This is a genomic window from Rathayibacter sp. AY1D9 (assembly GCF_002932395.1).
Taxonomy (GTDB): domain Bacteria; phylum Actinomycetota; class Actinomycetes; order Actinomycetales; family Microbacteriaceae; genus Rathayibacter.
Map to the genome: position 1 here is coordinate 1 of NZ_PSVQ01000009.1, position 23,621 is coordinate 23,621.

Below are 23,621 nucleotides of genomic sequence, written 5' to 3' on the forward strand. Positions count from 1 at the left end.
GGCGCGCCCTCGGGACCCTCGACCTCGAGGCCGAGGTGATCGCCTCCGACCTGGCCTCCGTCGACGCGCCCGCCGCCTGATCGGCACCGTCCTGGAGCAGCTCGCCGCCCGCTGACCCCCCGAGGTCCGGGCAGCCGTCCGCGCAGGAAGCCGACTCTCGGCACGCCGCTCCGCGGCCACTCGACCAGAAGGGGCGGACGACGGACGCCCTCCCACCGCACGGTAGACACATCGCGCCCTGGAAATGGGAGTCTTGATACGCCGCTCTGCGGCTACTCGACCAGCAGGAGGAGGGAGCGCCCTCTCACCGCAAGGTGGAGGGCGCGTCCGAGAATCGCGTGGCAGCGATTCGAGGCAGCCCGACGGAATACGCTCTGCGGAACGCACCCCGTCGGGAGGCCGACCGCGCTGAGCCGCGCAGGGAGCGGCTCAGAGTCGAGCTCAGCCCAGCGCTCGCTCGATCTTCTCCGTGATCTCGTTCTGGTCGAGGTAGTTGTCGATGACGACGACCTCGGCGAAGGTGCGGCCGATGCGGTCGACGAGCTCGCCGGAGGTGAGGATGACCTGCGCGTCGGCGGCGAGCGCGTCGACGGAGGCCAGGTCGGAGGCGATCACCTCGGCCTCGAGGTCGAGGGTCTCGAGGGCGCGCTCGGCGCCGAGCTTGAGGATGGCGGAGGTGCCGATTCCGGCGCCGCAGAGGGTGACGATCTTCATGCGCTTCTTCCGTGGTGCGGGTGGTGCGGGGTGCTGTCGGTGAGGACAGCGTTGATGCTGCGGAGGGTGCGGGCGGCGGCGAGGGCGCCGACCGCGTCCGGACGGCTGAGCACGTCGGCGAGCCCGGAGACGAAGCCGACGTGCCCGTGCGCCTGGGTGGCGGCGATCCCGATGACGACCGACACCGGGTCGTTGGTGCTGTGCCCGAAGGCGACGGGCTCGGCCAGCGTGACGACGGAGAGGCCGTCCGCGAGGACGTCGTTGCCGGGCCGGGCGTGCGCGAGGGCGAGCCCGGGCGCGATGACGATGTACGGCCCGAGCACGTCGACCTGCTCGACCATGCGCCGGGAGTAGGCGGCGTCCACCGCGCCGGTCCGCTCGAGAGCACGGCCCGCCTCGAGGACGACCTCCCGCCAGGATCCGGCGGAGTGGCGGAGGGCCACCGCCTCCTCGGGAAGCGCGTCGAGCGGCACCGTCAGGCCGCCTCGAAGCCGGCGCTGATCGTCTCGACGAGCTCGCGGCGCTCGTCGAGCGGCAGGAAGGCGGCGTGAGCCGCGTTCAGCTGGAAGGCCTCGAAGTCGTCGAGATCGTACCCGAACGCGTCCGACAGGAGGGCGAGCTCGCGGCTGAGGGTCGTCGCGCTCATCAGGCGGTTGTCGGTGTTCACCGTGACGCGGAAGCCCAGCTGGTAGAGCAGGTCGAAGGGGTGGTCGGCGAGCTCGGCACCCCACGCCGCGACGGCGCCGGTCTGCAGGTTGGAGGAGGGGCTGAGCTCGAGGGCGATCTCGCGGTCCTTCACCCACTCCGAGAGCTCGCCGAGGGTCACGTAGCTCGCGTCGTCGTCCTGGCGCTCGATGCGGATGTCCTCCGCGATCCGGACGCCGTGACCCAGGCGCAGCGCGCGGCCGTCGAGCAGGGCGGAGCGGATGCTGTCGAGGCCGTCCGCCTCCCCCGCGTGCACCGTGGTCGGGAAGTGCGCCGCCGCGAGCAGCTCGAAGGCGGGACGGTGCCTCGAGGCGGGGAAGCCCGCCTCGGCTCCGGCGATGTCGAAGCCGATCGCACCGCGCTCGCGGTGGCGCAGCGCCAGCTCGGCGACCTCGAGCGAGCGGTCGGCGTGCCGCATCGCGGTGATCAGCTGGCCGACGCGGATGCGGTGTCCCTCCGCCGCCGCCTCCTGCACGCCCTGCTGCAGCCCCTCCTGGACCGCCTCGACAGCCGCGTCGAGCGAGAGCCCGGCGCGCTGGTGCTGCTCCGGCGCCCAGCGCACCTCGCCGTGCACGACTCCGTCGGCGGCGAGGTCGAGCACGAACTCGCGGGCCACGCGCTCGAGCGCCGGCGCGGTCTGCATCACGGCGACCGTCGTCTCGAAGGTGGCGATGTAGTCGGTGAGGGAGCCGGAGTCGGCCGTGGCGCGGAACCACTCGGCGAGCGCGTCCGGCTCCTCGGCCGGGAGCGGCACGCCCGTCTCGCGGGCGATCTCGAGGACCGTCCCGGCCCGCAGCCCCCCGTCGAGGTGGTCGTGCAGCGACACCTTGGGGAGCTCGTCGATGAGGACGCCCTCGCCCGGGAGGAGGTACTCCTCGGTCTGATCGGTCACGGTGCTCCTCGCAGGTCGGCGGTGGTTCGCCGACCACCCTAGAGGGTCGGCGGGAGCGGCTCGCCGGGCGGCGCCTCCTCCGTGCCGGGCGGCGCGGGGCTAGGAGACGCGCTCCGCCACGAGGGGGCCGCCGCCGAGCACCTCGTCGCCGTCGTCGCCGATCCGGTAGGCACCGTCGAGCGCCTCGAGCGCCCGGGCGAAGCGCTCCGGCTCGTCGGCCGACAGCGTGAGCAGGGGCTGGCCCGCGCGGACGCGGTCGCCCGGCTTCGCGTGCAGGTCGATCCCCGCCGCGTGCTGCACCGCGTCGGACTGGCGGGCGCGTCCGGCGCCCAGGCGCCAGGCGGCGATGCCGAACGGCAGCGCCTGCTGCTCCACCAGGACGCCGTCGCGCTCGGCGACCACGACGTGGGTCTCGCGGGCCTCGGGGAGCGCCGCATCCGGATCCCCTCCCTGAGCGCGGATGACCGCGCGCCAGGTGTCCATCGCCGCGCCGCCGTCGAGGGCGCGCTCGACGTCCGCGTCCGGCTGCCCGGCGAGGGCCAGCATCTCGCGGGCCAGGGCCAGCGTCAGCTCCCGGACGTCCGAGGGGCCGCCGCCGGCGAGCACCTCGACCGACTCCCGCACCTCGTTCGCGTTGCCGATGGCCAGACCGAGCGGCACGTTCATGTTGGTCAGCAGCGCCGTGGTCCGCACCCCCGCGTCGTTGCCGAGGTCGACCATCGCCCGCGCCAGCTCCCGCGAGCGCTCGATGTCGACCATGAACGCGCCGGAGCCGAACTTCACGTCGAGCACCAGGGCGTCGGTCCCCTCGGCGATCTTCTTCGACATGATCGAGGACGCGATCAGCGGGATCGCCTCGACGGTTCCGGTGATGTCCCGGAGCGCGTAGAGCTTCTTGTCGGCGGGGGCCAGGCCCGAGCCCGCGGCGCAGATCACGCCGCCGACCGTCCGCAGCTGCTCCAGCATCTCCTCGTTGCCGAGGTCGGCCCGCCAGCCCGGGATCGACTCCAGCTTGTCGAGCGTTCCGCCCGTGTGGCCGAGCCCGCGTCCCGAGAGCTGGGGCACCGCCACGCCGAAGGAGGCGACCAGCGGCATCAGCGGCAGCGTGATCTTGTCGCCGACCCCGCCCGTGGAGTGCTTGTCGACCGTGCGCTTGCCGAGTCCGTCGAAGCGCATGCGCTCGCCGCTGGCGATCATGGCCAGGGTGAGGTCGCGGATCTCGTCGCGCTCCATCCCGTTCAGCAGGACCGCCATCGCGAAGGCCGCCATCTGCTCGTCAGCGACGTAGCCGCGGGTGTAGGCGTCGATCAGCCAGTCGATCTGCGCGGTCGAGAGCGTGCCGCGGTCGCGCTTGGTGCGGATGATGTCGACGGCGTCGAAGTCCTCGACGGGGGTGGTGCGGGTCATGCGGGGTCCTCGGTTCGGGAGTGGGAGCGGTGACGGCGGCCCTAGGAGGCGGCGTAGGCCTCGAGCGTGCGCGGGCCGAAGGCGTCGGGGATGACCTCGTCGATCGTCTTCACGCCCGACACGGTCTGGAGGAGCATGCCCTCGGCCGAGTGCTCGAAGAGCAGCTGGCGGCAGCGCCCGCAGGGCATCAGGACGCCGCCCTTCCCGTCGACGCAGGTGAAGGCGACGAGCCGGCCGCCGCCCGTCATGTGCAGAGAGGACACCAGCGCGCACTCGGCGCAGAGCGTGAGCCCGTAGGAGGCGTTCTCGACGTTGCAGCCCGAGATCGTCCGGCCGTCGTCCACGAGCGCGGCGACCCCGACGGGGAACTTCGAGTACGGGACGTAGGCGTGGCTCATGGCCTCGAGCGCGGCCTCGCGCAGCGCCTCCCAGTCGATGTCGGTCACGACGGCTCCTCTCAGGACTTCAGGTACGGCTTGCCGGCGGCGGCCGGTCCGCGGGACTGGCCGACGAGACCGGCCACCGCGAAGATCGTCACGACGTACGGCAGCATCAGCATGAACTCGCTGGGCACGGGCGAGCCGATGACGCCGAGCACGTTCTGCAGGTTGGTCGCGAAGCCGAACAGGAGCGACGCGAGCGTCGCCTTGATCGGGTCCCAGCGGCCGAAGATGACGGCGGCCAGGGCGATGAAGCCCGCACCCGCGGTCATCTCCTTGCCGAACGCGCCGACCGCGTCGAGCGTGTAGTACGCGCCGCCGACTCCGGCGATCGCCCCGGCGAGGGAGACGTTCCAGAAGCGCGTGCGGGCGACATCGATGCCCACGGTGTCCGCGGCCTGCGGGTGCTCGCCCACGGCGCGCAGGCGGAGGCCCCACTTGGTCTTGAACAGGCCCCACCACACCGCGAAGATCGCGAAGTACATCAGGTAGACGATCACCGTCTGGTTGAACAGGACGGCGCCCACGATCGGCACCTGGCTGAGCACCGGGATCGGGAGGCGGTCGAACTTCACCGGCGAGTTGAACGTCGACGCATCGGCGGAGAGGACCTGGGAGTAGAGGAAGCTCGTCAGGCCGGTCACCAGCACGTTCAGCACGACTCCGACGATCACCTGGTCGACCAGGTACTTGATCGCGAAGGCGGCCAGCACGAACGACACCAGGACGCTCGCGACCATCGCCGCGAGCAGGCCGAGCACCGGCTGGCGGGTGAGGGAGCCGACCATCGCCGCGGTGAAGGCGCCGGCGAGCAGCTGCCCCTCGATCGCGACGTTGACGACTCCGACACGCTCCGAGATGACGCCGCCGAGCGAGCCGAAGATCAGCGGAGTGGCGAGCCCGACGGTCCCGAGCAGCAGTCCCGAGACGGGCAGCGCGGCACCGGCCGACGCCCAGACGAGGAACCCGATCAGGAAGACCAGGGCGAAGACCGCCGAGAGCCAGAGCGGGATCCGGCGGCCGGCGCGGGTGAGCCCGGCCGACGCGACGGCCAGCGCGACCAGGAGGATCGCGACGACCACGCCCGTCCCCCGCGTCGGGAACGGGATGTCCGGCAGCGCGAAGAAGTCGGTCCCCGCGGCGAGGCGGAACGAGCTCGTCCCGTCGCGGCCGAGGGCCACGAAGAGGACGACGGCGAGCAGCGCGAAGACGCCGAACGCGATCGGCGCCTTCCAGCTGCGGATCACGACGCGGTCGGGGGCGGTGGCGACGGCGGTGCTCATGCGGACACCTCCGAGGTGCGGCGGGTGCGGCGCGTCGGGGCTGCCCCGGGCGTCGGGAGGCGGAAGATCGCGCGCACCAGCGGCGGTGCGGCGATGAAGAGGACGATCAGCGACTGCACGACGAGGACCACGTCGATCGGCACGCCCTCGGCGGCCTGCATCGAGTAGCCGCCCGCCTTGAAGGCGCCGAAGAGGATGCCGGCGAAGAACACGCCCCAGGGGCGGGAGCGGCCCAGCAGCGCGACCGTGATCGCGTCGAAGCCGATGCCCGCGTCGATCCCGGAGGTGAAGCCGGTCGTGACCGTCCCCATCACCTGGGCGCTGCCGGCCAGGCCGAGCAGGCCGCCGGAGAGCAGCATCGCGTACACGTAGCTGTTCTTCACGTCGATGCCCGCGACCCGTGCCGCGTGCGGGTTCTCCCCCACCGCGCGGAACTTGAAGCCGATCGTCGAGCGGTTCAGGAGCCACCAGACGAACACGGTAGCGAGGACCGCGAAGACGAAGCCGAGCGTGAGCGAGTATCCGGGGCCGAGGAGCGCCGGGAAGACCGCGGTCTCCTTCATCCCGGGCGACTTCGGGTTGTTCGAGCCGGGCGCCTGCAGCGCGCCGGGCGTCCGCAGGAGGTAGGAAATCAGGTAGAACGCGACGTAGTTGAGCATGATCGTGAGGATCACCTCGTGCGCGCCGGTGCGGGCCTTGAGCAGTCCCACGAGTCCGCCCCAGAGCGCGCCGCCCAGGATGCCGGCGGCGAGCGCGACGATCAGGTGCACGCCCCACGGGAGGTCGAAGGAGAAGCCGACCCAGCCCGCGCAGGCGGCGGCGATCAGCATCTGGCCGCGGCCGCCGATGTTGAACAGTCCGACGCGGAAGGCCAGCGCCACTCCGAGGCCGCCGGCGATCAGCGGGGTCGCGAAGGCCAGGGTGTCCGTCAGCGGCTTGATGCCGTTGGCGAAGCCCTCGCGGCGGAAGTTGTAGACCGAGCCCTGGAAGAGCGAGGAGTAGGCACCGGAGACGGACTGCCAGATCGCCTGCAGGGTGTCGAGCGGCCGGGCGAAGAAGTAGCCCGACGCCGCCTGGACGTCCTTGTCGGTCGCGGCGATCAGCACGCCGCCCGCGATGAGGGAGAGGAGCACGGCGAGCACCGACATCAGCGCGGTGCCGGAGAGGATCTCGCGCAGGACGCGGGAGGCGCCGCTCTCGAGCGGGCCGGAGCGCACCTCCTGATCCGGCTTCTGGCCGGGCTCGAGCCCGGACGCCTTCTCGGTCTCCGCGTCGGGATCGACCGCGGGCAGTTGCGCGTCGCTCACGCCGCCGCTCCCTTCTCGGCGGGCGCCTGCCCGGCCATCATGAGCCCCAGGACCTCGCGGGGCGTGTCGGCGGGGACGATGCCGATGATCCCGCCCTTGTACATGACCGCGATGCGGTCGGCGAGCGCCGCGACCTCGTCGAGCTCCGTCGACACCACGATCACGGGGACCCCGGTGTCGCGCGTCTCGACGATGCGCTTGTGGACGAACTCGATGGAGCCGACGTCGATGCCGCGGGTGGGCTGCGCCGCGATGAACAGCCGCAGCTCCCGGCTGAGCTCGCGCGCGAGCACCACCTTCTGCTGGTTGCCTCCGGAGAGGCGGCCGACGTGGGTGCCGATCCCCTGGGCGCGCACGTCGAACTCGCGCACCCGCTCCTCGGCGAAGCGCTCGAGCTCCTTCAGCCGCAGGCCCAGTCCCTTCACGAACGGACCGCGGTCGCTGCGGTCGAGCATGAGGTTCTCGGCGATCGTGAACTCGGCGACCAGACCGTCCTCGGTGCGGTCCTCGGGGACGAAGCCGACCCCCGACTCGAGGACGCGGCGCACGGACAGCCCGTCGAGGCGGCGCCCGTCCAGGGTCACCGAGCCCTCGACCCGCTCCTGCAGGCCCATGATCGCCTCGGTGAGCTCGGTCTGGCCGTTGCCCTGCACGCCCGCGATCGCGAGGATCTCGCCGCGGCGGACCTCGAAGGAGACGTCGTCGACGACGGCCTGGCCGTTGGCGTCGCGCACGGTGAGGTTCGAGACGACGAGGGCCTCGTCGCCCGGCACCGCCTGCTCCTTCTGCACCGTCAGCTCGACGGCGCGGCCCACCATCAGCGAGGCGAGCTCGGCGTTGCTCGCCGTCGGCGACGCCTCCCCCACGACTCTGCCGAGGCGGATGACGGTGATGCGGTCTCCGACCTCGCGCACCTCGCGGAGCTTGTGCGTGATGAAGACGATGGCGGTCCCGGCCGCACGCAGCTGGCGCATGATCGCGATCAGCTCGTCGGTCTCCTGCGGGGTCAGCACCGCGGTCGGCTCGTCGAACACGAGCACCCGGGCGTCGCGGGAGAGGGCCTTGATGATCTCGACCCGCTGCTGGACGCCGACGGGGAGGTCCTCGACCAGGGCGTCGGGATCCACGTCGAAGCCGAAGCGGTCCGAGATCTCGCGCACCCGGGCGCGCGCGGCAGCGAGGTCCAGGCGCCCGCCGGCCTTCGTCTCCTCGTGGCCCAGCATGACGTTCTCGGCGACGGTGAATACGGGGACGAGCATGAAGTGCTGGTGGACCATCCCGATGCCCGCCTTCATGGCGTCACCCGGACCGGAGAAGTGCTGGACCGCGTCGTCCAGCAGGATCTCCCCCTCCTCGGCCTGGTACAGGCCGTAGAGCACGTTCATGAGCGTCGACTTGCCCGCGCCGTTCTCGCCGAGGAGGCAGTGGATCTCACCGGGTTCGACGGTGAGATCGATGTGGTCGTTGGCCACGAGCGCGCCGAAGCGCTTCGTGATGCCACGCAGTTCGAGCTTCATGGGACCAATCTAACTTTCGGTTCGCGCCACGATGCGCCGTCGGCCGGGATCGAGGGACGCAGCGGAGCCGATCCGCCCGCCGGACCGACGAAGAGGCCGGCGGTCCCGAGGTGTGCTCGGGCCCGCCGGCCTCTTCGAGTAAGCGGCTAGGACGCCGCGGGAGCGGACGGGGAGGTGACGGTGATGGAGCCGTCGATGATGCCCGCCTTGATGGTGTCGAGCTCGCCCTGCAGGTCGCCCGAGACCTTCGACTCGAAGTCGTGGAACGGCGCGATGCCGACTCCGTCGTTCTCGAGGGTGCCCACGAAGGGAGTGGGGTCGAAGTCGTCGGCTCCGGCGGAGCTGGTGACGTCGGTCGTGCCGGCCTCGATGCCCTTGAGGATCGAGGTCAGGTACAGGTCGGCGCCGTCGGGGTAGGTCTCGTACAGGTCCGCGTCCACGCCGACCATCGCGATGTCCTTGCCGGAGTCGCGGATCGCCTCGATCGCCGACTGGAAGATCGGACCGCCGACGGGGAGGATGACGTCCGCGTTCTGGTCGATCAGCGACTGCGCGGCCGACTTGGCCTCGACGCCCGCCGCGAAGCCGCCGGTGAAGGAGCCGGTCTGCGCGTCGACGTCCCAGCCGACGACCTTGACGTCCTTCCCCTTCTGCTCGTTGTAGTACTTCACGCCGTCGGCGTAGCCGTCCATGAAGATCGTGACGGTCGGGAACTGCTGGCCGCCGTAGGTGCCGACGACGCCGGTCTTGGAGTACGACGCGGCCGCGTAGCCGGCGAGGAACGCCGCCTGCGAGGTGTCGAAGGTGATCGGCTTGACGTTCGGCAGGTCGATCGACGCGTCGTCGATGATCGCGAAGTCGATGTCCGTGTTCGCCTCGGCCGCGGCCGACGTGGCCTCGGCCAGCGCGAAGCCGACGGTGATGATCAGGTTGCAGCCCTGGTCGACGAGGCTGGTCAGGTTCGGGGCGTAGTCCGTCTCGGACTCCGAGGTGACGGTCTTCGGCGTGACGCCGAGGTCCTCCGAGGCCTTCACGAGGCCGTTGTAGCCGAGCTCGTTGAACGACTTGTCGTCGAACCCGCCCGCGTCGGAGACCATGCAGGGCAGGAAGTCGCCACCGGCGGCGGCGCTGGAGCCGCTCTCCTCGGGGGCGGAGGCGCAACCGGCGAGAAGCGCGGTGACGCCGAGGGCGGCGAGACCGCCGAACGCGGCCTTACGCGAGGTGATAGTCAAGATGTCGTCCTCCAGGAATGCGGCCCCGCGCGACGAGCGCAGCAGGGCGTCGATCCCCACACGTTACCCAATGTGACAAGCCGCTCAGCCGCCCGGACGGTGGTGGTCAGGAAGAGTTACACAGTGTTGATCTTCGCGACATGCGGAGCGTGTCGCGGGGCGGTCGGCTGTGCTCGATTCCGAGCCGCGGAGCGGCTCGGCGCGGTCGGCTGGGCTCGATTCCGAGCCGCGGAGCGGCTCGGCGCGGTCGGCTTCGCGACGGGTGCGTTCCGCAGAGCGGGTCGCGTCGGGCTGGCCTGAATCGCTTGGCACGCGGTTCCGGCTCGCGGCCCTCTCCCCTGCTGCCGGATGTCGAAGGCGTTCGGAGGAGCTCCGCGCTGCGCGCGGTCGGGCTCGACGCGATGCTCCTCCATGGTGGTCGAGTTGCCGCGGAAGCGGCGTATCGAGACCCGGCCACCAGCACCCAGGGCGATGGCCGAGGCCCTCATCGAGGGTGGTCGAGTGGCCGCGCGAACGGCGTATCAGGACCGCCGCACGCGCATGAGGCGAGGGGCGGAACGGCGAGGGGCGGAACGGCGAAGCGCGGCGCCTCCGAGGGGAGGGCCGCGCTTCGCCGGGTGTGACGGAGGGCTAGAGGACGTCGGTGCGGCCGGAGAGGCGCAGGGCGTCGACGACGCCCTTGACCTTCTGGGCGTTCTCGGTCGTGGTCACCAGGAGTGCGTCGGGGGTGTCCACGACGACGATGTCCTTCACTCCGATGAGGGCGATGGTGCGGTTGCCGCCGCTGACGACGATGCCCGTCGCGGAGTCGGCCAGAACACGCGCGTCCTCGCCGAGGATGGCGAGGTCCGAGCGGAGTCCGCTCGAGTGCAGCTTCGCGATCGAGGCGAAGTCGCCCACGTCGTCCCAGGAGAAGTGGCCGGGCACGACGGCCAGCTTGCCCGCGGCCGCGGCCGGCTCGGCGACGGAGTAGTCGATCGCGATCTTCTCCAGGCCCGGCCAGATGCGGTCGACGACCGCGCCGCGCTCCGGGGTGTCCCACGCGGCGGCGAGCTCGAGCAGTCCGGCGAGCAGCTTCGGCTTGGCGCGGCCGAGCTCCTCGAGGAGGCGGTCGGCGCGGGCGATGAACATGCCCGCGTTCCAGAGGTACTGACCGCTGGAGAGGTAGGCGCGCGCGGTGTCGGCGTCGGGCTTCTCGACGAAGGAGTCGACGGCGAGCGTGTGCGTCGCCCCGTCGATCCCGAGGTGCTTCCCCGTGCGGATGTAGCCGAAGCCCACGGCAGGCTCGGTCGGCGTGATGCCGATGGTCGCGATGTAGCCCGCGTCCGCCGCGACGACGGCCTCGGCGACCGCGTCGTGGAACAGCTGCTGACCGCTGATGACGTGGTCGGCGGCGAACGAGCCGATGATCACGCCCGGCTGGCGGCGCTCGAGGATGGCGGCGGCCAGGCCGATCGCGGCGGACGAGTCGCGCGGCTCGCTCTCGAGGACGACGTTGAGGTCCTCGAGGCTCTCGAGCTGCTCCTCGACGGCGGCGCGGTGCGCGCGCCCGGTCACGACCATGATCCGGTCGGCGCCCGAGATGGGCGCGAGGCGGTCCCAGGTGTCGCGGAGGAGGGTCTGTCCCGATCCCGTCAGATCGTGCAGGAACTTCGGGGCGTCGGCCCGGGAGAGCGGCCACAGCCTCGAGCCGATCCCGCCGGCGGGGATCACGCTGTAGAAGCGGTCGAGCGGGGCGCGGCCATCGGTCTCAGGTGATGTCATGTCCGCAGGATACAAGGGAGCCCGAGCGCGACCGTCCGTTCACCCGGGCGCGCGCCGCCGTTCATCCCGCCGCCGTAGCGTCCGGGGCGTGAGAGTCGCGGTCGTCACCGAGAGCTTCCTGCCGTCCTTGAACGGCGTGACCACGAGCGTCCTGCGGGTGCTCGACGAGTTCGCGGAGCGCGGGATCGAGGCGCTCGTCGTCTGCCCGGCCGCGGGGGCGCCGGGCCACTACGCGGGCCACCGCGTCGTGGAGCACCCGGCGATCGCCTACCGCGACTTCCCGGTCGGGATCCCCACGCTCGCCCTCACCCGGGAGCTGGCCGACTTCGAGCCCGACGTTGTGCACGTCGCCTCGCCCTTCCTCCTCGGCGCCCGCGCCATCGCCTCCGCCGGTCGGCTCGGGGTGCCGAGTGTCGCGATCTACCAGACGGACGTCGCGCGATTCGCGGCCCGCTACGGCATCCGCGGCGCCCGCGCCCTCGCCTGGCGGGTGATCCGCCAGATCCACGCCGGGGCGGACCTGACCCTCGCCCCCTCCACGAGCGCCCTCGACGACCTCGCCGCCGCCGGCATCGAGCGCACCGCGCTGTGGGGCCGCGGCGTGCAGAGCGAGCGCTTCCACCCGCGCCGCCGCTCCTCCCCCTACGCGCAGGCCGTCCGTGCCGGACTCGGCGCCGACGACGCGCTCGTCGGCTACATCGGGCGCCTCTCCCCCGAGAAGAGGGTGGAGCGGATGGCGGCGCTCGCCTCCCTCCCGCACGCGGAGCTGGTCGTGGGCGGCTACGGCCCCTCCTCCGCCCGGGTCGCCGCCGCCCTCGGCCCGGCGGCGCGGATGCTCGGCCGGCTCGACGGCGACCGGCTGCCGGCGGTCTTCGCCGCGCTCGACGTCTTCGTGCACACCGGAACGGAGGAGACGTTCGGCCAGACGGTGCAGGAGGCGCAGGCGTCCGGCACCGCGGTGGTCGCGCCGCACGCGGGCGGCCCCACCGACCTCATCGAGCACGGCGTGGACGGCCTGCTCTACGCGCCCGAGAGCGACTCCGACCTCCGCCGGCAGGTGGAGCGCCTGGTCCGAGATCCCGCACTGCGCGCCCGGCTCGGCGAGGCGGGCCGCCGCCGCGTGCTCCACCGCACCTGGAGCGCGCTCACCGACGAGCTCCTCGCGCACTACGCGACCGCGGGGGCGCCCGCCCTCGCCCTGCCCCGCAGCTAAGGCTCGCCTAAGCCGCGCCCGCCTGCGAGCGCGCTTAGAATCGGAGGGCGAGTTTCTCGTCGCTCCCCGCCCCGTCCCCGTCCACGCGACGTGGGAACAGGTCAGGCCGTCGGAGCACAACCAGGGAGGGTTGTTCGTGTCAGTTCAAGCTGCTCAAACCCTCGCACCCCGGAAGCAGGGGAAGATCCGGCGTCCGGCCGGCACCCTGTACCGCGGTCGCGAAGGCATGTGGTCGTGGGTGCTCCACCGGATCACCGGTGTCGCCATCTTCTTCTTCCTCCTCGTCCACGTCCTCGACTCCGCTCTCATCGCCGTGAGCCCCGAGGCGTACAACGCGGTCATCGGCACGTACAAGAACCCGATCATGGGACTCGGCGAGACCGGGCTCGTGGGCGCCATCGCGTTCCACGCGCTGAACGGCCTGCGGATCATCCTGGTCGACTTCTGGAGCTGGGCGACCCGCAACCAGCGCGTCCTCTTCTGGGTCGTCATGGGCCTCTGGGTCGTGCTGATGCTCGGCTTCGCGCCGCGCCACCTGATCAACGTCTTCAGCGAGGGGGGTGCGCATTGAGCACCGTCGCCGCACCGCGGACCCCGCACACCCCGACCCGCTCCTCCGGCACCAACTGGGAGAAGTGGGGCTGGATCTACATGCGCGCCTCCGGCGTCGTGCTGATCGTCCTGATCTTCGGGCACCTCATCTACAACCTGCTGCTGGGCGACGGCATCAAGGCCATCGACTTCGGCTTCGTCGGCGGCAAACTGGCGAACCCGTTCTGGCAGTGGTGGGACGTCCTCATGCTGTGGCTCGCGCTGATCCACGGCGGCAACGGCATGCGCACGCTGGTCAACGACTACGCGACCTCGCCCCTGCTGGCCAAGGCCTTCAAGGGCGGCATCCTCGTCGCCGTCGTCGCGCTGATCGCGCTCGGCACCTGGGTCGTCTTCGCGTTCGACCCGTGCCCCGCCGGCACCGCCGCGGACCTGCTGCCCTCCTTCTGCGCAGCGTGACCACGGTGCCGCGGATCGGAGAGGGGCCCGCGCCCCTCCCGGTCCGCGGCACCGCGTCCCGGCACCTCCCCCTCCCATCCCCGTACGACGGAGCACCCACCCCGTGAGCACACCAGGCCACTCCCACACCGGCGCCGACCAGAGCGCCTTCGCGCAGACCGTCGGACCCGACGGCGTCCACTACCACCAGTTCGACGTCGTCATCGTCGGCGCCGGCGGTGCCGGGATGCGCGCGGCCATCGAGGCCGGCCCCAAGGCGAGGACGGCCGTGATCTCGAAGCTGTACCCGACCCGCTCCCACACCGGAGCGGCGCAGGGCGGCATGGCCGCCGCCCTCGCGAACGTCGAGGAGGACAGCTGGGAGTGGCACACCTTCGACACCGTCAAGGGCGGCGACTACCTCGTCGACCAGGACGCGGCCGAGATCCTCGCGAAGGAGGCCATCGACGCGGTCATCGACCTCGAGAACATGGGCCTGCCCTTCAACCGCACCGAGGAGGGCAAGATCGACCAGCGCCGCTTCGGCGGCCACACCCGCGACCACGGCAAGGCGCCCGTCCGCCGGGCCTGCTACGCGGCCGACCGCACCGGCCACATGATCCTGCAGACGCTGTTCCAGAACTGCGTCCGGCTCGGCATCAACTTCTACAACGAGTTCTACGTCCTCGACCTGGTGATGACCGAGGTCGACGGAGTGGCCAAGCCCTCCGGCGTCGTCGCCTACGAGCTGGCCACGGGCGAGCTGCACGTCTTCCAGGCGAAGGCGATCATCTTCGCGACCGGCGGCTTCGGCAAGATCTACAAGACCACCTCCAACGCGCACACCCTCACCGGCGACGGCGTCGGCATCATCTGGCGCAAGGGTCTCCCCCTGGAGGACATGGAGTTCTTCCAGTTCCACCCGACCGGCCTCGCCGGCCTCGGCATCCTCCTCACCGAGGGAGCGCGAGGAGAGGGTGCGATCCTCCGCAACGCTTCGGGCGAGCGCTTCATGGAGCGCTACGCCCCCACTATCAAGGACCTTGCGCCGCGCGACATCGTCGCCCGCTGCATGGTCCAGGAGGTGGCGGAGGGCCGCGGCGCCGGACCGCACAAGGACTACGTGCTGCTGGACTGCACCCACCTGGGCGCCGAGGTCCTCGAGACCAAGCTCCCCGACATCACCGAGTTCGCCCGCACCTACCTGGGCGTCGACCCCGTCGTCGAGCCGGTCCCCGTCATGCCGACCGCGCACTACGCGATGGGCGGCATCCCGACCAACGTCAAGGCCGAGGTGCTCTCGGAAAACACGACCGTCGTCCCGGGCCTCTACGCCGCCGGCGAGTGCGCGTGCGTCTCGGTGCACGGCTCCAACCGCCTCGGCACCAACTCCCTCCTCGACATCAACGTCTTCGGCAAGCGCAGCGGCAACAACGCCGCCGACTACGCCAAGACGGTCGACTTCACCCCCCTGCCCGCCGACCCGGCCGGCGCGATCCGCGACATGCTCGCCTCGCTCCGCTCCGCGACCGGCACCGAGCGGATCGCCTCGATCCGCAAGGAGCTGCAGGACGAGATGGACAAGAACGCCCAGGTGTTCCGCACCGACGAGTCCCTCGAGGCCGTTACCGGGACCATCCAGCGCCTGCGCGACCGGTTCCGCAACATCTCGGTGCAGGACAAGGGCAAGCGCTTCAACACCGACCTCCTCGAGGCCGTCGAGCTGGGCTTCCTGCTCGACCTCGCCGAGGTCGTCGTCTACTCGGCGCGCAACCGCAAGGAGAGCCGCGGCGGCCACATGCGCGACGACTTCCCGAAGCGCGACGACGAGAACTACATGCAGCACACGATGGCGTACCTCTCCGGTGACGCCCACTCCTCCGACGCCGGTGACCACATCCGGCTCGACTGGAAGCCCGTCGTGATCACCCGGTACCAGCCGATGGAGAGGAAGTACTAGCCATGTCGACCGCTACCCTCGAGCAGCCGCCCGCCGCCCCCGCGGCCCCGGAGGCGTTCACCGTCACGTTCATCATCCGCCGCTTCGACCCCGAGGTGGACGCCGAGCCGCGCTGGCAGGACTTCGACGTCGAGATGTACTCGACCGACCGCGTCCTCGACGCCCTGCACCGCATCAAGTGGGACCAGGACGGATCGCTGACCTTCCGCCGCTCGTGCGCGCACGGCATCTGCGGATCCGACGCGATGCGGATCAACGGCCGCAACCGCCTGGCCTGCAAGACGCTGATCAAGGATCTCGACATCTCGCAGCCGATCTACATCGAGGCGATCAAGGGCCTGCCCCTCGAGAAGGACCTCGTCGTCGACATGGAGCCGTTCTTCGCCTCCTACCGCGAGGTGCAGCCGTTCCTGGTCGCCAACACCCCGGCACCCAAGGGCAAGGAGCGCGTGCAGTCGGTCGCCGATCGCGCCCGCTTCGACGACACCACGAAGTGCATCCTCTGCGCCGCGTGCACGTCGTCCTGCCCCGTGTTCTGGACCGACGGGCAGTACTTCGGCCCTGCGGCGATCGTGAACGCCCACCGCTTCATCTTCGACTCGCGCGACGACGCCGGTGGAGCGCGCCTGGACATCCTCAACGACAAGGAGGGCGTGTGGCGCTGCCGCACGACCTTCAACTGCACGGAGGCGTGCCCGCGCGGCATCCAGATCACGCAGGCGATCGCCGAGGTGAAGCAGGCCGTCATCCGCGGCCGCGCCTGATCCTCCCCCTCGCGAACGCGTCCGGCCCGCCGGGATCCTCGGATCCGGCGGGCCGGACGCGTTCCTGCGTGCAGGCGGGCGCGTGCACGGGAGCGCCGCGAGGCCTCAGTACGCTGGAGGAATGACCGAGGCGGCCGACACTCCCCGCGGGATCCCAGGCCTGTTCGAGCGGGTCATGCGGACGCGGCCGGTGCGGGTGATGCTCCACTACTCCGAGACCGGCGGGCCCCTCTTCGCCTCCGGACTCGCCTTCCAGGCCCTGTTCGCGGTCTTCGCGGCGCTCTTCGTCTTCTTCGCCGTCTTCGGCTTCTGGGTGCGCGACGACTCGGTGCTGCGCGACTCCCTCCTCGACCTGGTGACCCGCTCCGTCCCCGGCCTGATCGGCGGGAAGAACGCCCTCGTGTCGGTGGACGACCTGCTCGACTCGTCGATCCTCGGCTGGACGGGTGCGATCGCGGCCGCCGGCCTGCTCTGGACGGCGCTCAACTTCCTGGGGAGCCTGCGCCAGGCGGTCCGGCTGCTCTTCTCGCTCCCCGGACCCACGACCCTCTTCGTCCTGCTCAAGCTCAAGGACGCGGGGCTCGCCCTGGTCTTCGGGGCGGTGCTGCTGGTCTCGGCCGGTCTCTCCGTGTTCTCGACCTCGCTGGTGGACGTGGCGTTCGGCTTCCTCGGGATCGGCAGCGAGTCGATGCCGGCCCGTCTCGCCGGCAGCGCGGTCGGCCTGCTGATCATGCTCGCCCTGGACACGGGCACGCTCGCCGGCTCCTTCCGCATCCTCTCGGGCATCTCGATCCCCTGGAAGAACCTCTGGGCGGGGTCGCTGCTCGGCGGGATCGCTCTCGGCGCGCTCAAGGTCCTCGGAACGCAGCTGCTGGGCGGCGCCTCCCGCAATCCGCTGCTCGCCTCGTTCGCGGTCCTCATCGGTCTGCTGATCTGGTTCAACCTCGTCTGCCAGGTGATCCTGATCGCCGCGTCGTGGATCTCCGTCGGGATGAGCGACGCCGGGATCTCGGCGCGCAAGCTCACGCCGGAGGAGCGCGAGAAGGAGCGGGAGGAGCAGCTGCGCACCGCGCGCCGCACCCTCGCCGAGGCCGAGCGCGAGCGGCTTCGCGCCGCGCTGCCGGAGGCGTCCCTCCTGAAACGACGGCGCCTGGAGCGCCAGCTCGCGCAGCTCGAGGAGGAGCTCGAGCAGCTCGCCGCCTGACCCGGCGGTCCGCTTCCCGGTCTTCCCGGCGTCGCCGAGCCCGATTCCGCCTGCCGATTCTGTCCGTTTCTGTTGACTTCCCTCCTGAACGGGTCTAAAAAGAGGTAAACGCAGATTCGAGGTCGGCAACGACACCGCGGATCCGGCGCACCACCCACGGCGAGACGACGGAGTCCACATGTACGCACCGGAGCGGCACCAGGCGATCCTGGACCGCGCCCGCACCGACGGGCGCGTCGAGGTCCGCGACCTCGCCATCTCCCTCGCCGTGACGCCGGAGACGATCCGCCGCGATCTCACCAGCCTCGAGAAGCGGGGCCTGCTGCGCCGTGCGCACGGCGGCGCCATCCCCGTCGAGCGGCTGGGCATCGAGCCCGAGGTCGCCGCCCGCGAGGGACACCTCGCCGGCGAGAAGGACCGCATCGCCACCGCGGCCCTCGCCGAGGTGCCCGACGGCGGCTCGATCGCCATCGACGCCGGCACCACCACGGTGCGGCTGGCGGAGCTGCTCCCCCTGGACCGCCGGCTGACGGTCGTCACCCACTCCCTCCCCGTCGCGATGGCGCTCGTCGGCCGGCCCAACATCGACCTCCACCTCATCGGCGGGCACCTGCGCGGAGTCACGCAGGCCGCCGTCGGGCCGTGGGCCGCCCAGGCCCTCTCCACGGTCTCGGTGGACGTCGCCTTCATCGGCACGAACGGCCTCAGCCTCGAGCGCGGGCTCACCACCCCCGATCTCGACGAGGCCGTCGTCAAGTCCGCGATCATCGCCTCCGCGCGCCGGGTCGTGGTCCTCGCCGACCACTCGAAGTTCGGCCGGCAGGACTTCGGGCACGTCGCTCCGCTGTCCGCGGTCGACACCGTCATCACCGACGCCGATGTCGACGACGAGCTCGCCGACGACATCGAGTCGGCCGGCCCGGAGGTCGTCCGCGCATGATCGTCACCGTCACCGCCAACCCGAGCATCGACGTCACCCTCTCCACGAGCGGCTTCGCCGTCGGCGAGGTCAACCGCGCGCACGACGTGCGGCGCGACCCGGCCGGCAAGGGCGTCAACGTCGCCCGTGCCCTCGCGCGCAACGGCGTCGAGGCGACCGCGGTCTACCCGGCCGACGCCTCCACCGGCGTCGACCTGTCCACGATGCTCCGGGCCGCCGGAGTCCGCTCGGCCAGTGCGGCGATCGCCCACCCGATCCGCACCAACATCACCGTGGTCGACGACCGGACGGGCCGCACCACCAAGATCAACGAGCCCGGCCCCGCCGTCACGGAGGAGGAGGCTCACGCCCTCTCCGAGCTGATCGGCGAGCACGTCTCGGCCTCGCCCCGCTGGCTCGTCGCCTGCGGCAGCGTCCCCCCGGGATTGGGAGCGGACTTCTACCCCGCCCTCGGCCGCCTCGCCCTGCACTTCGGCGTCCCCCTCGCCGTCGACACCTCGGGAGCCCCCCTGACCGCGATCATCGCGGCCGGCACCGCCACCCTGGTGAAGCCCAACCTCGAGGAGCTCGAGGAGCTCCTCGGCCGCTCCCTGACGACGGTCGGAGACGTCGTCGCCGGAGCCCGTGAACTCCTGCAGCTGCCCGACGCGCGAGCGCTCGTCAGCCTCGGAGAGCACGGCGCCCTCCTCGTCACGGCGCACGCGTCGTGGTGGGCGGGCGCCCCCGCCGTCGTGCCCCTCAGCACCGTCGGCGCCGGCGACAGCACGCTCGCCGGCTACCTCTCGGCCGTCGACGCCACGGAGGCGGAGCGCCTCGCGACAGCAGTCGCGTGGGGTACCGCCGCCGTCCAGCTCCCGGGCAGCGAAGCCCCGGGTCCCGACTCCCTCCGCCTCGACGACGTCTCCGTCGTCGAGAACCCCGACCCCACCCTCCCGATTGGAGAACTGAGCGCATGACTGCTCTCACCGAGGCGTCGACGGTCATCGTCGACCTCACCGCCGCCACGAAGGACGAGGCCACCGCGCAGCTCGCGAAGACGCTCGCCGACGCCGGCCGCGTCACCGACCTCGACGGCTTCCTCGCCGACGTCCGCGACCGCGAGTCGCAGATGGCGACCGGCATGCCCGGCGGCATCGGGATCCCCCACGCCCGCTCCTCCCACGTCGTCTCGCCCAGCGTGGCGGTCGGCATCGCGAAGCAGGGCGTCGACTTCGGCGCCCCCGACGGCCCGGCCGACCTGATCTTCCTGATCGCGGCTCCGGACGGCGCCGACCAGGCGCACCTCAAGATCCTCGCCCAGCTCGCCCGCAAGCTGATCCACGAGTCCTTCACCGGTTCCCTCCGCGCCGCCGCCAGCGGCCAGGAGGTCGCGGACATCATCGCCCGAGAGGTCGTCGTCTCATGAGGATCGTCGCCGTCACGAGCTGCATCGCCGGCATCGCGCACACCTACATGGCGGCCGAGGCCCTCGAGCAGGCCGCGAAGAAGAAGGGGTACGAGATCCAGGTCGAGACCCAGGGCGCCGCGGGGTCCGATCCCATGTCGGACCGGACCATCGCCGACGCCGACGTCGTGATCCTCGCCGCCGACCTCGAGGTCCGCGGCAAGGAGCGCTTCGCCGGGAAGCCCACCCTCGAGGTGGGCACGTCGGAGGCGCTCGCGAAGGCGGCCGACGTCATCGACCGCGCCGTGGCGAAGGTGCAGGACGCGCCCGCCGCGAGCCCCGCCTCCGGCCCGCGCTTCGTCGCCGTGACCAGCTGCATCGCGGGCATCGCCCACACGTACATGGCGGCGGAGGCGCTCGAGCAGGCCGCGAAGAAGCGCGGCTACCCGATCCACGTCGAGACCCAGGGCGCGGCCGGCTCGGACGAGATGACCGCGGCCGACATCGCCGCCGCGGACGTCGTCATCCTCGCCGCCGACCTCGAGGTCCGCGGCAAGGACCGCTTCGCCGGCAAGCCGATCCTCCAGGTGGGCGTCGCCGAGGCCCTGTCCAAGCCGGACGAGGTCCTCGACCGCGCTCTGGCCCTCCGCGGCTCCGGCTCCGCCGCGTCCGCCCCCGCCCGCTCGACTCCGGCCGCGGCCCCCGCCGCGCCGAAGAAGGTCGGCGTCGGCACGCGCATCCGCCAGAACCTGATGACCGGCGTCTCCTACATGATCCCGTTCGTCGCGGCGGGCGGTCTGCTGATCGCGCTGTCGTTCCTGTTCGGCGGCTACCGGATCGTCGACTTCACGGCCCAGCAGATCATCGACGACGGCTTCAACGTCGCGAACATCACCGACTGGGCCGGAGTGATGTTCCTGATCGGAAGCGCGACCTTCGCGTTCCTGGTGCCGGTGCTCTCGGGCTTCATCGCCTTCGGCATCGCCGACCGTCCCGGCATCGCGCCGGGCTTCCTCGGCGGCGCGGTCGCGGTCACCGTCGGCGCGGGCTTCCTGGGCGGTCTCGCCTCCGGCTTCATCGCCGGCTACGCGGCCCTCTACATCTCGCGGATCAAGCTCCCCGCGGCGTTCAAGTCGCTGATGCCCGTCGTGATCATCCCCCTGATCGCCACCTTCATCACCGGCTTCCTGATGTTCGTGGTGCTCGGAGCGCCGCTCCGCGCACTGAGCGAGGGCCTGTCGTCCTGGCTCTCGGGCCTCTCGGGCGGCAACCTGATCATCCTGGGGATCATCCTCGGCCTCATGATGGCGTTCGACATGGGCGGTCCGGTCAACAAGGTGGCCTACGCCTTCGCGACCACCGGCCTCGCCTCCGTCCCCGCCGACGGCGACCCGAACTCCGTGCAGTTCAAGGTGATGGCGATCGTCATGGCCGCCGGCATGACCCCGCCGCTGGGTCTGGCCCTGGCCACGACGCTCCGCAAGCGCCTGTTCACCGACGCCGAGCGCCAGAACGGCAAGGCCGCCTACCTGCTGGGCGCGTCCTTCATCTCGGAGGGGGCCATCCCGTTCGCCGCGGTCGACCCGCTGCGCGTGATCCCGTCCGCCATGGTCGGCTCGGCCGTCACGGGTGCGCTCGTCGCGCTCTTCGGCTCCACCCTCCGCGCCCCGCACGGCGGCGTCTGGGTCACCGGGCTCGTCGGGCAGCCGATCCTCTACCTGGTCGCCATCCTGGTGGGCATGGTCGTCACGGCCGTCTGCGTGATCATCGCGAAGAGCATCAAGCGCGCCCCAGTGGTCGCCGAGGTGCCCGAGCCCGCCACCGCGCAAGCCGTCCCCGCCTGATCCCCTCCGACCGACCGTCCTGAGCGGTCCCGCCGGCGGTCGCCTCCGCGCTCCTCCCCCTCTCCGAGGGAGTCGCGCGAGGCGGCCGCCGGCTTCCGCGTTCCGGGGTGCGAGCGCGGCCGGGCGGCCCGCTCCGCGGCTCCGAATAGACTGCTCCGGTGACTCGCAGCACCCTCCGCATCGCCTCCGTCAACGTGAACGGCGTCCGCGCCGCCTACCGCAAGGGGATGGGCGACTGGCTCGCCGCGCGCGACGTCGACGTCCTGGCCCTGCAGGAGGTCCGCGCCTCCACGGACGACCTCACGGGGCTCCTCGGGGACGAGTGGGACGTGCTGCACGACGAGGCGACCGCCAAGGGGCGCGCCGGAGTCGCTCTCGCCTCGCGCAGGCGCGCCACGATCCACCGGGTGACGTTCGGCGCCGACGACTTCGACTCGGCCGGACGCTGGCTCGAGGCCGACTACGAGGTCGGCGGCCGCTCGCTCACCGTCGTCTCCACCTACGTCCACTCCGGCGAGGTCGGCACCCCCAAGCAGGTCGAGAAGTACCGCTTCCTCGACGCGATGGAGGCGCGCCTGCCCGAGATCCAGGCGCACAGCGAGCTCGCCGTGGTGATGGGCGACCTCAACGTCGGCCACCGCACGCTCGACATCAAGAACTGGAAGGGCAACGTCAAGAAGGCCGGCTTCCTCCCGGAGGAGCGCGCCTACGTCGACCGCTTCGTCGGCGCCGAGGGCGACCCGGACTACAACGCCGGTGCCGGACTGGGCTGGGTCGACCTCGGCCGCCGGTTCGCGGGCGAGGTGCCCGGACCGTACACGTGGTGGTCGCAGCGCGGCCAGGCCTTCGACACCGACACCGGCTGGCGCCTCGACTACCAGCTCGCCACGCCCGCGCTCGCCGACCTCGCCCGCAGCTACGAGGTCGACCGCGCCGCCTCCTACGACACCCGCTGGTCCGACCACTCCCCCGTGGTCGTCGACTACGAGCTCTGACCCTCTCCCCCGCGAACCGACCCCTCGAGGCCACCCATGACTCCCAGCACCCCGGGCGCCAAGCCCGTCATCTTCTCCGGCATGCAGCCCTCCTCCGGGTCGCTGCACCTCGGCAACTACATCGGCGCGCTGACCCAGTGGGTCGCGATGCAGGCGGACTTCGACGCCTACTTCTGCGTCGTCGACCTGCACGCGATCACGGTCCCGCAGGACCCGCAGCAGCTCCGCGAGCGCACCCGCGCGACCGCCGCGCAGTACATCGCCGCGGGCATCGACCCCGCGCGCTCGACCCTCTTCATCCAGTCCCACGTGCCCGCTCACGCCGAGCTCGCCTGGGTCCTCAACACCCTGACCGGCTTCGGCGAGGCCAGCCGGATGACGCAGTTCAAGGACAAGTCGGCGAAGCAGGGCGCTGAGGCCGCCTCGGTGGGCCTGTTCACCTACCCGATCCTGATGGCGGCCGACATCCTGCTGTACCAGACGGACGCGGTGCCGGTCGGCGAGGACCAGCGCCAGCACCTGGAGCTCACCCGCGATCTCGCCGCGCGCTTCAACTCGCGCTTCGGCGAGACCTTCGCCGTGCCGGAGCCCCACATCGTGCGCGAGACCGCGAAGATCTTCGACCTGCAGAACCCGGGCGCCAAGATGTCGAAGTCGGCGGAGTCGGACGCGGGCCTGCTCAGCGTGCTCGACGAGCCGAAGGCGACCGCGAAGAAGATCATGCGCGCCGTGACGGACACCGAGTCGGAGGTGCGCTTCGACCGGGCGGCGAAGCCCGGCGTCTCGAACCTGCTGACGATCTACTCGGTCCTCGCCGACCGCTCCGTCGAGTCGCTGGAGCAGGAGTACGCGGGCCGCGGCTACGGGGACCTCAAGAAGGGCCTCGTCGAGGTGGTCGCCGCCACCTTCGACCCGATCCGCGCGCGGACCGCGGAGCTGCTCGCCGACCCGGCCGAGCTCGACCGGGTCCTCTCCCTCGCCGCCGACCGCGCGTCCGAGACCGCGGAGCGCACGCTCGCCGCCGTCTACGACTCCGTCGGCCTCCTCCGCCGCGTCCGCTGAGGCG

At 71.6% G+C, this 23,621-nt stretch carries 22 protein-coding genes; 12 read left to right on the forward strand and 10 right to left on the reverse strand.

Annotated features, from left to right (window positions below; all coding sequences use genetic code 11):
- Window positions 1–441: 441 nt before the first annotated feature.
- From C5C50_RS05765 to C5C50_RS05810, 10 genes are all read right to left on the reverse strand, one after another.
- Entirely contained in the window at window positions 442–714 is a 273-nt protein-coding gene (locus C5C50_RS05765; protein WP_104226416.1) for a PTS sugar transporter subunit IIB, read from the reverse strand.
- Complete coding sequence (locus tag C5C50_RS05770) at window positions 711–1,187, reverse strand: PTS sugar transporter subunit IIA (RefSeq protein ID WP_104273082.1); 477 nt, start codon at window positions 1,185–1,187, stop codon at window positions 711–713. Before C5C50_RS05770 ends, C5C50_RS05765 begins: the two co-directional genes overlap by 4 nt.
- Before the next feature lie 2 nt (window positions 1,188–1,189).
- Entirely contained in the window at window positions 1,190–2,311 is a 1,122-nt protein-coding gene (locus tag C5C50_RS05775) for an adenosine deaminase (protein ID WP_104268398.1), read from the reverse strand.
- Window positions 2,312–2,410: 99 nt separating this feature from the next.
- Window positions 2,411–3,718 carry a thymidine phosphorylase gene (locus tag C5C50_RS05780; protein WP_104263199.1) on the reverse strand — a complete coding sequence of 436 codons (1,308 nt, stop codon included), beginning with the start codon at window positions 3,716–3,718 and terminating at the stop codon, window positions 2,411–2,413.
- Between the two features lie 41 nt (window positions 3,719–3,759).
- The gene (locus C5C50_RS05785) at window positions 3,760–4,164 is read right to left on the reverse strand and encodes a cytidine deaminase (protein WP_104223180.1); all 405 of its coding nucleotides are present in this window, start codon (window positions 4,162–4,164) and stop codon (window positions 3,760–3,762) included.
- A gap of 11 nt (window positions 4,165–4,175) precedes the next feature.
- Window positions 4,176–5,441 (reverse strand): ABC transporter permease, encoded by a 1,266-nt coding sequence (locus tag C5C50_RS05790; protein ID WP_104223181.1) that lies wholly within the window; start codon window positions 5,439–5,441, stop codon window positions 4,176–4,178.
- Complete coding sequence (locus tag C5C50_RS05795; protein WP_219814082.1) at window positions 5,438–6,748, reverse strand: ABC transporter permease; 1,311 nt, start codon at window positions 6,746–6,748, stop codon at window positions 5,438–5,440. The genes C5C50_RS05790 and C5C50_RS05795 overlap by 4 nt, the downstream gene beginning before the upstream one ends.
- The gene (locus C5C50_RS05800) at window positions 6,745–8,265 is read right to left on the reverse strand and encodes an ABC transporter ATP-binding protein (RefSeq protein WP_104226419.1); all 1,521 of its coding nucleotides are present in this window, start codon (window positions 8,263–8,265) and stop codon (window positions 6,745–6,747) included. The genes C5C50_RS05795 and C5C50_RS05800 overlap by 4 nt, the downstream gene beginning before the upstream one ends.
- A 146-nt stretch (window positions 8,266–8,411) precedes the next feature.
- Window positions 8,412–9,497 (reverse strand): BMP family protein, encoded by a 1,086-nt coding sequence (locus C5C50_RS05805; RefSeq protein ID WP_104246690.1) that lies wholly within the window; start codon window positions 9,495–9,497, stop codon window positions 8,412–8,414.
- A gap of 630 nt (window positions 9,498–10,127) precedes the next feature.
- On the reverse strand, window positions 10,128–11,261 hold the full coding sequence (locus C5C50_RS05810; RefSeq protein ID WP_104223184.1) for a mannose-1-phosphate guanylyltransferase: 1,134 nt from the start codon (window positions 11,259–11,261) through the stop codon (window positions 10,128–10,130).
- Window positions 11,262–11,349: 88 nt separating this feature from the next.
- Between C5C50_RS05810 and C5C50_RS05815 the strand changes: the two genes are divergently transcribed.
- The 12 genes from C5C50_RS05815 (at window position 11,350) to trpS (ending at window position 23,617) form a co-directional block, all read left to right on the forward strand.
- On the forward strand, window positions 11,350–12,474 hold the full coding sequence (locus C5C50_RS05815) for a glycosyltransferase family 1 protein (protein ID WP_181065415.1): 1,125 nt from the start codon (window positions 11,350–11,352) through the stop codon (window positions 12,472–12,474).
- Window positions 12,475–12,610: 136 nt separating this feature from the next.
- Entirely contained in the window at window positions 12,611–13,045 is a 435-nt protein-coding gene (sdhC, locus tag C5C50_RS05820) for a succinate dehydrogenase, cytochrome b556 subunit (RefSeq protein ID WP_374952907.1), read from the forward strand.
- On the forward strand, window positions 13,042–13,485 hold the full coding sequence (locus C5C50_RS05825) for a succinate dehydrogenase hydrophobic membrane anchor subunit (protein WP_104223187.1): 444 nt from the start codon (window positions 13,042–13,044) through the stop codon (window positions 13,483–13,485). The genes sdhC and C5C50_RS05825 overlap by 4 nt, the downstream gene beginning before the upstream one ends.
- A 202-nt stretch (window positions 13,486–13,687) precedes the next feature.
- Entirely contained in the window at window positions 13,688–15,424 is a 1,737-nt protein-coding gene (gene sdhA, locus C5C50_RS05830) for a succinate dehydrogenase flavoprotein subunit (RefSeq protein WP_374954495.1), read from the forward strand.
- A gap of 2 nt (window positions 15,425–15,426) precedes the next feature.
- Complete coding sequence (locus tag C5C50_RS05835; RefSeq protein ID WP_068254543.1) at window positions 15,427–16,188, forward strand: succinate dehydrogenase iron-sulfur subunit; 762 nt, start codon at window positions 15,427–15,429, stop codon at window positions 16,186–16,188.
- 121 nt (window positions 16,189–16,309) lie between these two features.
- Complete coding sequence (locus C5C50_RS05840) at window positions 16,310–17,392, forward strand: YhjD/YihY/BrkB family envelope integrity protein (protein WP_104223189.1); 1,083 nt, start codon at window positions 16,310–16,312, stop codon at window positions 17,390–17,392.
- Window positions 17,393–17,570: 178 nt separating this feature from the next.
- Window positions 17,571–18,332, forward strand: a complete 762-nt coding sequence (locus C5C50_RS05845; RefSeq protein ID WP_104273084.1) for a DeoR/GlpR family DNA-binding transcription regulator — start codon at window positions 17,571–17,573, stop codon at window positions 18,330–18,332.
- Window positions 18,329–19,288 (forward strand): 1-phosphofructokinase family hexose kinase, encoded by a 960-nt coding sequence (locus C5C50_RS05850; RefSeq protein WP_104226424.1) that lies wholly within the window; start codon window positions 18,329–18,331, stop codon window positions 19,286–19,288. The genes C5C50_RS05845 and C5C50_RS05850 overlap by 4 nt, the downstream gene beginning before the upstream one ends.
- Window positions 19,285–19,737, forward strand: coding sequence for a PTS sugar transporter subunit IIA (locus tag C5C50_RS05855; protein WP_097166616.1), 453 nt, complete (start codon window positions 19,285–19,287; stop codon window positions 19,735–19,737). Before C5C50_RS05850 ends, C5C50_RS05855 begins: the two co-directional genes overlap by 4 nt.
- Window positions 19,734–21,560: a PTS fructose-like transporter subunit IIB gene (locus tag C5C50_RS05865; RefSeq protein WP_104232839.1), complete on the forward strand. Its 1,827-nt coding sequence runs from the start codon at window positions 19,734–19,736 to the stop codon at window positions 21,558–21,560. Before C5C50_RS05855 ends, C5C50_RS05865 begins: the two co-directional genes overlap by 4 nt.
- A 158-nt stretch (window positions 21,561–21,718) precedes the next feature.
- Window positions 21,719–22,555, forward strand: coding sequence for an exodeoxyribonuclease III (locus tag C5C50_RS05870; protein ID WP_104223192.1), 837 nt, complete (start codon window positions 21,719–21,721; stop codon window positions 22,553–22,555).
- Window positions 22,556–22,591: 36 nt separating this feature from the next.
- Window positions 22,592–23,617 (forward strand): tryptophan--tRNA ligase, encoded by a 1,026-nt coding sequence (trpS, locus tag C5C50_RS05875; protein WP_104273085.1) that lies wholly within the window; start codon window positions 22,592–22,594, stop codon window positions 23,615–23,617.
- The last annotated feature ends 4 nt before the right edge of the window (window positions 23,618–23,621 follow it).